At 63.8% G+C, this 12,795-nt stretch carries 10 protein-coding genes; 6 read left to right on the forward strand and 4 right to left on the reverse strand.

The annotated features are described in order from the left end of the window. Positions 1-51 precede the first annotated feature (51 nt). Entirely contained in the window at positions 52-1,140 is a 1,089-nt protein-coding gene (locus AC1D0O_RS21540; protein WP_477655536.1) for a pirin family protein, read from the forward strand. Positions 1,141-1,170: 30 nt separating this feature from the next. On the opposite strand, the gene AC1D0O_RS21545 is transcribed toward AC1D0O_RS21540, so the two are convergent. Continuing rightward, positions 1,171-4,146 (reverse strand): CHAT domain-containing protein, encoded by a 2,976-nt coding sequence (locus tag AC1D0O_RS21545; protein WP_477655537.1) that lies wholly within the window; start codon positions 4,144-4,146, stop codon positions 1,171-1,173. A 9-nt stretch (positions 4,147-4,155) separates the two neighbouring features. Here AC1D0O_RS21545 and AC1D0O_RS21550 point away from each other — a divergent pair, with 9 nt between their 5' ends. After that, positions 4,156-4,617 carry a hypothetical protein gene (locus AC1D0O_RS21550; RefSeq protein WP_477655538.1) on the forward strand — a complete coding sequence of 154 codons (462 nt, stop codon included), beginning with the start codon at positions 4,156-4,158 and terminating at the stop codon, positions 4,615-4,617. Positions 4,618-4,632: 15 nt separating this feature from the next. Here the strand turns inward: AC1D0O_RS21550 and AC1D0O_RS21555 are convergent, their stop codons facing one another. The 3 genes from AC1D0O_RS21555 to tkt all read right to left on the reverse strand — a co-directional run bounded on the left by AC1D0O_RS21555 (position 4,633) and on the right by tkt (position 9,156). Continuing rightward, positions 4,633-5,886, reverse strand: a complete 1,254-nt coding sequence (locus tag AC1D0O_RS21555; RefSeq protein WP_477655539.1) for an adenylate/guanylate cyclase domain-containing protein — start codon at positions 5,884-5,886, stop codon at positions 4,633-4,635. 164 nt (positions 5,887-6,050) lie between these two features. Further along, positions 6,051-7,049 carry a type I glyceraldehyde-3-phosphate dehydrogenase gene (gene gap, locus AC1D0O_RS21560; RefSeq protein ID WP_477655540.1) on the reverse strand — a complete coding sequence of 333 codons (999 nt, stop codon included), beginning with the start codon at positions 7,047-7,049 and terminating at the stop codon, positions 6,051-6,053. Positions 7,050-7,113: 64 nt separating this feature from the next. Further along, positions 7,114-9,156, reverse strand: coding sequence for a transketolase (gene tkt, locus AC1D0O_RS21565; RefSeq protein WP_477655541.1), 2,043 nt, complete (start codon positions 9,154-9,156; stop codon positions 7,114-7,116). Between the two features lie 132 nt (positions 9,157-9,288). Here tkt and speD point away from each other — a divergent pair, with 132 nt between their 5' ends. The 4 genes from speD to AC1D0O_RS21585 all read left to right on the forward strand — a co-directional run bounded on the left by speD (position 9,289) and on the right by AC1D0O_RS21585 (position 12,710). Continuing rightward, positions 9,289-9,666, forward strand: a complete 378-nt coding sequence (gene speD / locus AC1D0O_RS21570; RefSeq protein WP_477655542.1) for an adenosylmethionine decarboxylase — start codon at positions 9,289-9,291, stop codon at positions 9,664-9,666. Between the two features lie 20 nt (positions 9,667-9,686). Beyond that, entirely contained in the window at positions 9,687-10,397 is a 711-nt protein-coding gene (murU, locus tag AC1D0O_RS21575) for an N-acetylmuramate alpha-1-phosphate uridylyltransferase MurU (RefSeq protein WP_477655543.1), read from the forward strand. A gap of 21 nt (positions 10,398-10,418) precedes the next feature. Next, entirely contained in the window at positions 10,419-11,810 is a 1,392-nt protein-coding gene (locus tag AC1D0O_RS21580) for an aminopeptidase P N-terminal domain-containing protein (RefSeq protein ID WP_477655544.1), read from the forward strand. Positions 11,811-11,963: 153 nt separating this feature from the next. Beyond that, complete coding sequence (locus AC1D0O_RS21585) at positions 11,964-12,710, forward strand: FkbM family methyltransferase (protein WP_477655545.1); 747 nt, start codon at positions 11,964-11,966, stop codon at positions 12,708-12,710. Positions 12,711-12,795 lie beyond the last annotated feature (85 nt).

The raw sequence follows: 12,795 nt of genomic DNA on the forward strand, positions 1-12,795 counted from the left end.
GGCCGGCCTCATATGTTTTCTTTGAACGTCTCACGCCAGAAAGGCTTTTTCATGCCTGCCACGCCCGCCGCATCTTCCGCCACCGACGCCGCCGATCACCCCGTCCTGCAGGTCAAGCCGCTCGGCTTTCCGTGGGCGACGCTGGACCCCTTCCTCTTTTGCGTCTATCACGACGACGCCTACCCCCGGGCCAATGCGCAGATGGGGCCGGACGCCTCGCTCGCGGGGCGCGACATCGGCCAGGACTTCGCGCGCAAGGACGGCTGGAGCATGTACCACGGCAGCACGGTGCCAGGCTTTCCGGCACACCCGCACCGCGGTTTTGAAACCGTGACGATTGTGCGCAAGGGCCTGGTCGACCACTCCGACTCACTGGGCGCCACCGCGCGCTTCGGCCGCGGCGACGTGCAGTGGCTCACGGCCGGCAAGGGCGTGGTGCATTCCGAGATGTTCCCGCTGCTGGACCCCCAAAACCCCAACCCGCTGGAGCTGTTCCAGATCTGGCTGAATCTGCCGGCGGCCGGCAAGATGGCGGACCCGCACTTCACCATGTTCTGGTCGCGGGACATTCCGCGCCAGGTGGTGGCGGACTGCGCGGGCCGCACTACCGAGGTCGCCGTCATCGCCGGCCGCCTGGGCGAGGCCGACGCTGCTCCGCTCGCGCCGCCGCCCGACTCCTGGGCCGCACAGGCCGATGCCGACGTGGCGATCTGGACGATTCGCATGGCGCCCGGCGCGCGCTGGACATTGCCCGCCGCCAAGGGCAGCGGTACGCAGCGCCAACTGTATTTTTTCAAGGGCACGTCGGCCGGCGTGGCCGGCCAGCCCGTCAGCGGCCATGCGGCCATTACGCTGCGGGCCGATGCGGCCGTGGAGCTGGCCAACAGCGGCGCCGACGAAGCCGAGTTCCTGCTGCTGCAAGGCAAGCCGATTGGCGAGCCGGTGGTGCAGTACGGTCCTTTCGTGATGAACACACAGGCCGAAATCGCGCAGACCCTGGCCGACTACCAGCGCACGCAGTTCGGCGGCTGGTCCTTCGCGGACGACGCGCCGGTGCACGGCCGCGAGCCGGCGCGTTTTGCGCGCTACCCGGGCGGGCGCGAAGAGCGGCCGGCAGAGGCCGGAGAACTTTCCGATTAAGCGGCAACTGCGTGCACAAGCAGTTGGGCACTACCAGCCATACAGCGCGAAAGCAGCCCAAGCAGTTCCGCGCTCATAAGACGGCTCCCATTTTTGCGCCAGAGCCATTTGCTGCTTGACCCGCGCGAGGGCATGGGATGGAATTTCCCCCGTGAGCACGCGTTCATACAACTGGTCCATCCATTGCGCCGTTTCCATGTCGGGGATGGTCCATGAGGTTTGGACCGTCGTTGCCGCGCCGGCAACCAGAAAAGCGTACGGCAAACCCAAAATGCCCTCGCCACTGATGTTTTTTCCGACGGCGGAGTCGCACGCCGAAAGCACGACCATCCGCGCCTTCAGGTTCCAGGCGGAAATTTCCTGCGCACTGATGTAACCGTCATGCCGGCTGTCGCGCTCATCCAGCCCGGTGATCAGCGCGCTCATCAGGGGGCGCTTAACCTGGGCGATGCCGTGTGTCGCAAAATGAAGGTAATCAAAGCTGGCCAGCTGATTGGTGGCGGCCCAATGATCGATCCGCTTTTCGGTCGCGGCTTCCTCCGTCAGAACGGTGACATTGGCCGGGGAGAAGCGCCGCGATATGCTCTCCACTTCCAGCAGGGAACCCGGCAAATCGCGGCCCCCATTCACCATGCTCATGAAATGCCCCAAAAATTGAGCGCCGCTGCCGGCATCAGCCAGCGCGGCGGCATCGTAAGCAGACAGCATGGGCGGCGTTTTAAAACGGCTGATAAAGATCGAACTGCCGGGCTCGAGCGGCACCACCCTCTGGTAACGGGCTCCGCCCATGGCAAACAATCTCGCGGCTGAACGGTCCGGCAATTTCGCCTGCAATCTGTTCTTCTGGAGGCTGAGCACGGAAACGGAGGGTGCAAAACTTATCGTGACGGTGCGGAAAAGAGGTTGCCCACCGAGTTCCAGTAAATCGAAAGGGATCAGCCACGAAGGCCCATCACCTGAGACCACGAGTTTGCGCACACCCCTTAATTCCTGTTGAAACGGTCCCAGAATTTTTTGGGAAAGGTATTCCACCACTGATCGAGGATTGGAAATTTCCCTTTCATCGGAATTGGCAGGCACCACATCAAATCCGGCCGGTTCTTTGGCGACGACTTTAAGGCCCATCCTGCGCAAGCCGCTGTTTCCATGCTGGGTCAGCATGCGCATGGCATAAACGGTTCGTTCAAAATTCGGAATTTGAAGAAAAGGCCGTTGAGGCGTATGAACACGCCCTCTCCAGAGCAGCATCGGCATCAGGGCGTCGGGTTGCGTAGGGCTGAAGCCGAAACTCAAATAGGCCTCGTCTTCATTCATTTGACCAATCAATGCCGAGATCGTCTTGTCGACTTGAACCGCATCAATACCCGCGGCCTCGCTGGAGGCCTCCGCGCGTTTCAGCACAGCGGCGAAAAGCTTCTCCGAATTGACGGCCAGGCGGCTGGACTCAAGCGCCAGCGGCGTGGCCGGCTGGGCAAGTTGCAAGCGCTGCCGCTGAAAAGATGCCTCTCGCATGTGCGCCAGCGCGGTGGCACGCTCCTGCTCGGGAAGGGATCGCAAGCGATCCATGTCGCCCATTGACTCGTGAAGAGACCGGGCCTTCGACAACTCGAGGCTGACCAGGGCGGCACGGGGCCTGGATTTGCGCCTGTTGGCAACCGCCAGCATCAGGTAGCCCTGGTGCCATTCTTGCGCGACCTGCGCTTTTCCCATCCCGTCGAGCGTCACCTGCGCGCGTGAGCGTTCGACCCGCTCGGCCCAGTCCGTCAAGGTGGCCAGCGCCTCGTCATCGCGTTGCAGGGTCAGCAGATTGATGCCCTTTGCCATATCCCGGCGCAGGCGATCCATGGGGTTTTCTCCGTCGGCATCCACATGAAGGCGGTCCTGGAGCTGGTATGCCGCTTCCTTTTTACCCTGGCCTATGTAAACAATGCGCAGCAGTGCGTCGGTCTCTATGGTTCCTATGAAGTTTTCTCCGTAAGAGCGCGAAAACTCATCCCTGAGCGTGTGAAGCTCCTTTTCCGCTTCTTCCATTTGCTTGTTGCGCATCAAGCCATAGGCGTATTCACGGCGCGCCCCCAGCGTATTCAGGTTCTTTTGGCCAAGCTTCGTTGAAAAATCCACGACACTGGACGCAAGCAACGCCAAGCCTCGCCGGATGTCGTTTTCATCATCGCGGCGAACGAGAGCGGCACCCCCATAAAAATTCGCATAAGCGCGCAAGTAGTCCCCGGCCGGCGCGGATGCGCGTTGCCTGGCTATTGAGCCGCACAACTTGACCGCATCGTCGCCTTGCGCATTGTTCCTATAGGCTCCGCACAGGCGCATTGCCACATCCTGCGAATGTTCCGAACCAGGACCAAAACGCTGGTTTGCCATTTCCAGCGCCTTCTCCAGCTCGCGCACCGCTTCCGGATTTCTGCCGAGACCCATCAATGCGTTGGCGCGGAATTTGATGGCAATCACCTCCATCGCCGGATGCGCTGAAATCGACCGTATCTCCAGGAGCAAGGCATCCAGTTTTTCCAGCGCCACGAGCATGTACCCTGCCGTTGCGTCCGTATCGGCGCAGTCAAGCGCCGTCCGCAGGCGCACCGAATGGTTGGCCGGCAAACGCCGGTTTGCTTCCGCAACCAGTGCCGCGCACTCCAGCCGCCTTTCGGCGAGGGGGGCGCCGCTGCCGTTCAGCCTGGCCCTGCGCTCCGTCAGGTCGGCGGGCACCGCCATCTCCTGCGCGTGACAAACGGTAAGGCCGGTTGATCCCAGCCACAACGTGACGGCCAGAAGCGGCTTGGCGTACAGGCAGGTCCGGTACCCGCTCGATCCAGAAGCGACACCCTTGATCTTGAGCAGAATCATCCATGCCTTCCTGACGGGGTTGATCCCCCGCGCGATGCTACCTTGTTTGTCCTGGCCGGCCAATGTCGGTGTTTGTTCGCGAATGCGCAGGCGGGCATTAAAGCCGGCCTGCAGGCTTTGCCGCAGGCTTCTACACTGCGGTATCTGCAAGGAGCACGCATGAACGAAGATCCCAGCCACACCGCCGCCAGGCAGGAACTGGCCAGCCTCGCCGCCCGGTTTTTTCAGGCAGTGTCGTTTGAAAACGGTGAAGCGCCGTCCTACGGCAACATCCGCGGGCTGTTCATCACCGACGGCCTGCTGATCAAGAACACGGCGTCCACGCCCGAGATATCGACCGTCGCCGAATTCATCGCGCCCCGCCAGGCCCTGGTAGACAGTGGCGCGTTGACACGCTTCAAGGAGTGGGAACTGTCGGAGCACACGCAAATCTTCGGCAACATCGCGCACCGCTACAGCGCCTACGGCAAAGCAGGCACCCAGAACGGCAAGGACTTTGAAGCACGCGGTGTGATCTCGACACAGTTCATCAAGACCCCCGAAGGCTGGAAGATGAGCGCGATGGCCTGGGACGACGAGCGGCCCGGCTTGGCGTTGCCGGCTGAACTGCTGAGTCGCTGAGCCTACAAGGCCGGGTCAGGCCGCAAGCGTTCCAGCCTCGGTGTCGCGCCTCGCCGCTTCCGGGCCCGCCTCCCGCGCGGGCCCCAGCAGCCAGTAAGTGGACATCCTGCCGCGCCCTTTGATGTCAATGGGCTCACGCGCGGCAAATGAAAAATGCTGGCGCGTCTGCAGGTACACCGCTTCGCTGACGTGGACGGCGCCGGGCTCGCCCGTGGATTCCATACGGCTGGCCACGTTGACGGTGTCGCCCCAGACGTCGTAGAGGAAGCGCTTGACGCCGATCACGCCGGCCACCGCGGGCCCGGTGTGGATGCCGATGCGTATGGCCAGTTCCGTGCCGTTGCCGGTGTTGTAGCGCCGCAGGGCCTCGCCCATGTCGAGCGCCAGCCGACCCAGGGCCTCAAGCCGATGGTGCGCGACGACCATGTAGGCATCGCCTATGGTCTTGATTTTTTCGAGGCCGTATTTTTCGACCAGGCCGTCAAAGGCCGAGAAGATCTGGTTCAGCACCAGGACCAGCGCGTCGGGCGGCAGGGCGCGCGAAAAAGTCGTGAAGCCGGCGATGTCGGCGAACAGCACGCCCATGTTGTCGAACTTCACCGCGTTGACCTTGTCGTCGCGCTTGAGCTCGTCGGCGATGGAGGCCGGCAGCACGTTGTACAGCACCTTGTCGGCGCGCGCGCGTTCGGTGTCCGCGCGCTGCATCTCGGCGTAAAGCTCGGCGTTGCGCGCATGCATGAACCTGTCGAGTTCGATGCACAGCACGACCACGCAGAACGGATTGACCAGCGCGGCCAGCAGCGCCACACCGTCCCCCTCCCGCATGCCGGCGGCCAGGGCCAGCACCCCAAAGCTCAGCACGTACATCGGCCGGCGCACCGGGCTGGGCGTGCACATCACGGCCGCCACAAAGGTCGCGCCGGCGGCGTAGATGGCCAGGTCGCCCCACATCCAGCCATGGACCGCCCCGACCCAGGTGGCCAGCACCATCGCCCCCGCACAGGCCGCATTGAGCGCTGCTTCGCTGTTTCGAAGCCGCGGCAGGAATCGATCCGCCAGCGCGACGGCGATGAAAAACAGCTCCGCCGTGAGTTGCCAGGCCAGCAGGCCCGCGAAGCCCGGCGGCCAGTGCTGCGATGCGGTACCGAGGTACTGCGCATCCGCGGCCAGCGCGGCCGGCGGCAAAAGGCAGGCCACCGCCTTGGCGTAATACACCCCATACGCCCAGCTTTTCTGGACGAGCCACTCCCGAAACGGCTGCAGCGCCATGATGTTCCTCCCCTTGCGCCGCGCGGCATGGGCGCGGCATCGGGCGACCATACGGGCCGGCCGGCTTTGGGTCAACGGACATTGACCGCCCGCGGCCTTTTCATGTGCGACGGCCGAAAAAAAAGCGCCCGAAGGCGCGTTTTTTTTGATGAAGCCGTGGCGAATTACTTCGCCACCACCCGCACCATTTCCAGGCACTTGTTGGAGTAGCCCCATTCGTTGTCGTACCAGGCCACCACCTTGATGAAGGTGCCGTCCAGCGCGATGCTGGCGTCGGCGTCAAAGATGGAGGTGCGGGCATCGCCGCGGAAGTCGGTGGCGACCACCTTGTCTTCGGTGTAGCCCAGGATGCCCTTGAGCGCGCCTTCGCTTTGCGCCTTCATCTCGGCGCAGATCTCTTTCAGCGTGGCTTCCTTGTTGAGTTCGCAGGTCAGGTCGACCACCGAAACGTCGGAAGTCGGCACGCGGAAGGACATGCCGGTCAGCTTCTTGTTGAGCTCGGGAATCACCACGCCGACGGCCTTGGCGGCGCCGGTGCTGGAAGGAATGATGTTTTCCAGGATGCCGCGGCCGCCGCGCCAGTCCTTGTTGCTCGGGCCGTCCACGGTTTTCTGCGTGGCGGTGGCGGCGTGCACCGTGGTCATCAGGCCGCGCTTGATGCCCCACTTGTCGTTGAGCACCTTGGCGACGGGCGCCAGGCAGTTGGTGGTGCAGCTGGCGTTGGAGATGATGGCCTCGCCCTTGTAGGTCTTGTCGTTGACGCCGAAGACGAACATCGGGGTGTCGTCTTTCGACGGCGCCGAGAAGATGACCTTCTTCGCGCCGGCGGCCAGGTGCTTCTCGCCGGAAGCCTTGTCGAGGAACAGGCCGGTGGACTCCAGCACCACGGTGGCGCCGATGTCGCCCCACTTGAGGTTGGCGGGGTCGCGTTCCTGCGTGAGGCGGATCTTCTTGCCGTTGACGATGAGGGTGTTGCCCTCGACGGACACGTCGCCTTCGAAGCGGCCGTGCACCGAGTCGTACTTCAGCATGTACGCCAGGTAGTCGGGCTCGAGCAGGTCGTTGATGCCGACGATTTCGATGTCGCCGAAGCTCTTGATCGCCGAGCGGAACACGTTGCGGCCGATCCGGCCAAAACCATTAATGCCAAGTTTGATAGTCATCTGCTGTTGCTCCTGGAAGTTGAAATTGGTTGAATCGGCCGGGCCGTGTACCTTATGCGTGCGCTTACTTGCGCAGCACCTTGCGCACGGTGTCGGCGACGTTTTCGGCCGTGAAGCCGAAGTGTTTGAACAGGACGGGCGCCGGTGCGGATTCGCCGTAGCTGTCGATGCCGACCACGGCCGCGCAGCCGTATTTCCACCAGCCGTCGGTCACGCCCATCTCCACCGCGATGCGGGGCAGGCCTTCGGGCAGGACTTCGCTCTTGTAGGCGGTTTTCTGTTTGTCGAAGGTGGTGGTGCTGGGCATGGAAACCACGCGCACGGCGATCTTGTGGGCCGCCAGTATTTCCTGCGCCTTGAGCGCCAGCTGCACTTCGGAACCGGTGGCGATGATGACGGCTTGGGCCTTTTTGTTGAGGCCGACCTCTGCCGGTTCGGCCAGCACGTATGCGCCGCGGCTGATATTGCCGAGGTCTTTCTTCGGCGCGTAGGGCAGGTTCTGGCGGCTCAGCAGCAGTGCCGTCGGCTTGTTCTTGTTCTCGAGCGCGACGGCCCAGGCGACGGCGGTTTCGGCCGTGTCGCCCGGACGCCAGACGTCCAGGTTGGGTATCAGCCGCAGGCTGGCGGCATGCTCGATGGACTGGTGCGTCGGGCCGTCTTCACCCAGGCCGATGGAGTCGTGGGTGAACACGTGCACCACGCGCAGCTTCATCAGCGCGGCCATGCGGATGGCGTTGCGGCTGTAGTCGCTGAAGGTCAGGAAGGTGCCGCCGTAGGGGATGTAGCCGCCGTGCAGCGCGATGCCGTTCATGATGGCGGCCATGCCGAATTCACGCACGCCGTAGTTGATGTGGCGGCCGATGGAGCTCACGCCGTCGGCGTTGGCCGTCAGCACGACTTCGCCGTTCATGTCGAAACGCAGGCTGGGCGTGGACTTGGTGTTGGTCAGGTTGGAGCCGGTCAAATCGGCCGAGCCGCCCAGCATTTCGGGCAGGCCGGCGGTGAAGGCTTCCAGCGCGAGCTGCGAGGCCTTGCGCGAGGCCACGGTCTCGGCCTTGGTGTGCGAGCCGATGACGGTGTCGACCGCCAGTTGCGCGAAGGCCTTGGGCAGCTCGCCCTTCATGCGGCGGACCAGTTCGGCGGCGAGTTCGGGGTGCGCGGCCTTGTAGGCGGCGAACTTCGCGTCCCAGGCGGCTTCAGCAGCCAGGCCCTTGGCCTTGGCATCCCAGGCGTCGTAGGTTTCTTTCGGCACTTCAAACGGGGCGTGGGGCCAGTTCAGGGCTTCGCGCGTGAGCTTGATTTCTTCGGCGCCCAGCGGCTCGCCGTGGGCCTTGGCGGTGTTGGCGCGGTTCGGCGAGCCTTTGCCGATGTGTGTCTTGCAGATGATCAGCGTGGGCTTGTCGCTGGACTTCTTCGCGCCTTCGATGGAATTGGCGACCAGCTCGGCGTCGTGGCCGTCGATGGGGCCCAGCACGTTCCAGCCGTAGGCGGCGAAGCGCACGGCGGTGTTGTCGATGAACCAGGGCGCGACCTGGCCGTCGATGGAAATGCCGTTGTCGTCATACAGCGCGACCAGCTTGTTGAGCTTCCAGGCGCCGGCCAGGGCCGCGGCCTCGTGGCTGATGCCTTCCATCAGGCAGCCGTCGCCCATGAACACATAGGTGTTGTGGTCGACGACGGTGTGGCCTTCGCGGTTGAATTCCTTGGCGAGCAGCTTTTCAGCCAGCGCCATGCCGACGGCGTTGGTCAGGCCCTGGCCCAGCGGGCCGGTGGTGGTTTCCACGCCGGGGGTGTAGCCGTATTCGGGGTGGCCGGGGGTTTTGCTGTGCAGCTGGCGGAAGTTTTTCAGTTCGGCGATCGGCAGTTTGTAGCCGGTCAGGTGCAGCACGGCGTAAATCAGCATGGAGCCGTGGCCGTTGGAGAGCACAAAACGGTCGCGGTCGAACCAGTTGGGGTTGTGCGGGCTGTGCTTGAGGTGGCGGCCCCAGAGGGCAACAGCCATGTCGGCCATGCCCATGGGGGCGCCGGGATGTCCGGAATTGGCTTGTTGTACGGCGTCCATTGCGAGTGCGCGTATCGCATTCGCCATCATTTGCGTGTTTGCCATGTAGGCTGCTCCGGAGGGGGAAAGATCAGGGGTAACCCGGTATTTTACCGTCTGGCCCCGGCCCGGGAATTTGGCGGGATATGGAACCAAGTTACGGCCGGAACGGGGCCGCGCATCGTCTAAAGTCGGGGGATGCAAGGCTTACACCTGACCGCCGACCTTTACAAATGCCGCTGCGATCCCGCCTGGCTCACCGATGCCGCCCGCCTGGGCGACTGGTGCGTCGAAGCCGTGCGAGCCGCCGGCCTGCAGGCGGTCAACCAGCTGTTCCACACCTTTCCCGACACCGTGCACGGCCCGGGCGGCATCACGGCCACCGTGCTGCTGGCCGAATCGCATGTGTGCGTTCACACCTGGCCCGAGCAAAAAGCCGTGACCTTGGACGTATATGTGTGCAACTTCGGCGCCGACCACTCGGCGCGCGCGCGCGGCCTGATGGATGCGCTGATACGGCGTTTTAACCCGGAATGGACCGAGCAGCGCTCGCTGGACCGCGGGGATACGCAGTGAGCGGCCCGGCCATCAAAGCCATGATCATGGCCGCCGGCCGCGGCGAGCGCATGCGCCCGCTGACCGACAGCACGCCCAAGCCCCTGCTGAAGGTGCGCGGCAAGCCGCTGATCGACTGGCATGCCGAGGCGCTGGCGCGCGGCGGCTTCACCGACCTGGTGATCAACACCGCCTGGCTCGGCGAGCAGATTGAAAACCACTTCAGCCAGCCAAGCCGCACGCCGCTGTCGATTGCCTATTCACACGAAGGCGTCGATTTCGGCGGCGCGCTGGAAACCGCCGGCGGCATCGCGCGCGCGATGCCGCTGCTGGGCGAGGTGTTCTGGCTATTGGCGGGCGACGTGTTTGTGCCGGGCTTTGAATTCAGCCAGGCCGCCGTAGACTGTTTTGCCGCCGGCGGCAAGCTGGCCCACCTCTGGCTGGTGGCCAACCCGCCCCACAACCCGCAGGGCGACTTCGGCCTGGGCCCGGACGGCCTGGCGCTGAACCTGGCCAAGGACAGTCCGCAACCCAAATTCACCTACAGCACCATAGGCCTGTACCGCCGGGAACTCTTCAACAGCATGCCCTTCGGCAACCCCGAAGGCCTCAAAGCCCCACTGGCCCCCTTGCTGCGCGCCGCGATGGACAATGGCCGGGTCAGCGCCGAGCTGTACACCGGGCCCTGGACCGATGTGGGCACGCCGGCCCGGCTGGATGAGTTGAACCGGGCAGCCGCCACCACGAACTAACAAACCCAAAGCGCAGCCACCATGAGCACCACCACGATTTACCAGAAACGCCGTGCCGCCGTGGCCCGCGCCTTGAAAGCAGCCGGCGGCGGCGTCGCCCTGCTGCCGACCGCGCGCGAGTACCCGCGCAACCGCGACAGCGATTTTCCGTACCGGCACGACAGCTACTTCTATTACCTGACCGGCTTTGACGAGCCCGAGGCCTGGCTGGCGATAGACGCCAGCGGCAAGAGCACGCTGTTTTGCCGCCCCAAGGACCTGGAGCGCGAAATCTGGGACGGCATACGCCTGGGCCCCAAGGCCGCACCGGCCCGGCTGGGCGTGGATGCCGCCTCCAGCATCGAGGCGCTGGACACGCGGATGCCGGCCCTGCTGGCCAACCAGAAGTCGGTGTGGTTCCCCTTTGCCACGCATGAAGGCCTGGACGCCCGCGTCGACGGCTGGCTCGACAAGGTGCGCGCCCGCGTGCGCCTGGGCGACGAATGCCCGCAAAGCCGGCATGACCTGTGCGGTGTGCTCGACGAGATGCGCCTCTTCAAGGACAGCCACGAGATCGCCACCCTGCGCCGCGCCGGAAAAATCTCGGCGGGCGCGCATGTGCGCGCCATGCAGACCTCGGCCGCCATGCTGCGTGATCCCGTCAAGGGCGGCCTGCGCGAATACCACCTGGAAGCCGAGCTGCTGCACGAGTTCCGCCGCCACGGCTCGCAGTTCCCGGCCTACACCAGCATCGTCGCCGCAGGCGCCAATGCCTGCGTGCTGCACTACCGCGCCGGCGACGCCGAACTCAGGGCCGGCGAGCTGTGCCTGATAGACGCGGGCTGTGAACTCGACGGCTATGCCAGCGACATCACGCGCACCTTCCCGGCGGACGGAAAATTCACGCCGGCCCAGCGCCGCCTGTATGACATCGTGGTGGAGTCCCAGTACGCCGCGGTGAAAGCGACCAAGCCCGGCAAGCGCTTCAACGACCCGCACGAGGCCGCGCTGCGCGTGCTGGCCCAGGGCATGCTGGACACCGGCCTGCTACCCAAGGCCAAACACGGCAAGGTCGACGACGTGCTCGAGTCCGGCGCTTATCGCCAGTTCTACATGCACCGCACCAGCCACTGGATGGGCATGGACGTGCACGACTGCGGCGATTACAGCGAACCCGGCAGCAAACCACGCCCCGACAAGGACGCCATGGGCCAGCCCATCATGCGCAAGCCCTCGCGCATCCTGCGGCCCGGCATGGTGCTGACGATAGAGCCCGGCCTCTATGTGCGCCCCGGCAAGAACGTGCCCAGGGAGTTCTGGAATATCGGCATCCGGATTGAGGACGACGCGCTGGTCACGGCCAAGGGGTGTGAACTGATGACGCGCGGGGTGCCGGTGGATGGGGATGAAATTGAGGCCTTGATGCGCGCCTGATGCTGCGTGAACGCGTGCCGGGCGTAACCTTGCCGCGACGTCGGGCTTGCGTTAACCGCAAGTTCGGGATTTTTTGCTCGACCAGAAAGATTTGCCATGGCTTTTGTTGCTCGCCCCCTGCCCTTTGTATTGGCCTCATCCAATCATGGAACCATGATCGTCAATCGCAACGACCACCACATGACCGACGACGGGCGCGGCTACGGCGTCGGCTATCAAATTCTCCAGAACTCGGAGTTTGATCCCGGGGAAGTCGACACGGTCTTGCAACTGCTGACTTTGCGCCGGGACGCTTTCGGCGACGGCGTTGTCGCGCTTGACATCGGCGCGAACATGGGCGTTCACACCATCGAGTGGGCCAGGCATATGCACGGCTGGGGAAAGGTCATCGCCGTCGAAGCCCAGGAAAGGATTTATTACGCCCTCGCCGGCAACATCGCCATCAACAACTGCTTTAACGCAAGGGCCTACCACGCTGCGCTGGGCGCCGAGGAAGGCGAGATGAAAATTCCCAGACCCGACTACCTGGTACCCGGGAGTTTCGGCTCTCTCGAATTGCGCCAAAGCGAAAAAAACGAATTTATCGGGCAGCCCATCGATTATTCCGAGCAGAACAGCCAGACGGTCAGGATGATCACGGTGGACGGCCTCAAGCTACCCCGCCTGGACTTCATCAAGATGGACATCGAAGGCATGGAACTTGAAGGACTGGCAGGCGCACTCAAAACCATCGAGGCCCACAAACCTCATCTGTGGATCGAGTGGCTCAAGACCGACCAGGACGCGCTGCGTGCTCTTCTCGACGCGCACGGCTACAAGTATTACCAGATGGGGATCAACGTTTTCGCGGTTCATGGGAACGACCCCACGCGCGCCAACATCAATTTCATCTCGGGGTGAGTTGGCCGGGTCTTGCTCCGGCTTTGGCGCTCTTTGCTGAGTTCTGCTGGCCGGGGATTGCCCGGCGGCAAGTAACTTTCTTTTG

It is taken from the genome of Polaromonas sp. P1_F2, assembly GCF_056405735.1.

What these genes read in the sequence shown, in the direction of transcription:
- AC1D0O_RS21540 (WP_477655536.1), top strand. Translation starts at nt 52, where the DNA reads ATGCCTGCCACGCCCGCCGCATCTTCCGCCACCGACGCCGCCGATCAC.
- AC1D0O_RS21550 (WP_477655538.1), top strand. Translation starts at nt 4,156, where the DNA reads ATGAACGAAGATCCCAGCCACACCGCCGCCAGGCAGGAACTGGCCAGC.
- AC1D0O_RS21555 (WP_477655539.1), bottom strand. Translation starts at nt 5,886, where the DNA reads ATGGCGCTGCAGCCGTTTCGGGAGTGGCTCGTCCAGAAAAGCTGGGCG.
- gap (WP_477655540.1), bottom strand. Translation starts at nt 7,049, where the DNA reads ATGACTATCAAACTTGGCATTAATGGTTTTGGCCGGATCGGCCGCAAC.
- tkt (WP_477655541.1), bottom strand. Translation starts at nt 9,156, where the DNA reads ATGGCAAACACGCAAATGATGGCGAATGCGATACGCGCACTCGCAATG.
- speD (WP_477655542.1), top strand. Translation starts at nt 9,289, where the DNA reads ATGCAAGGCTTACACCTGACCGCCGACCTTTACAAATGCCGCTGCGAT.
- murU (WP_477655543.1), top strand. Translation starts at nt 9,687, where the DNA reads ATGATCATGGCCGCCGGCCGCGGCGAGCGCATGCGCCCGCTGACCGAC.
- AC1D0O_RS21580 (WP_477655544.1), top strand. Translation starts at nt 10,419, where the DNA reads ATGAGCACCACCACGATTTACCAGAAACGCCGTGCCGCCGTGGCCCGC.
- AC1D0O_RS21585 (WP_477655545.1), top strand. Translation starts at nt 11,964, where the DNA reads ATGATCGTCAATCGCAACGACCACCACATGACCGACGACGGGCGCGGC.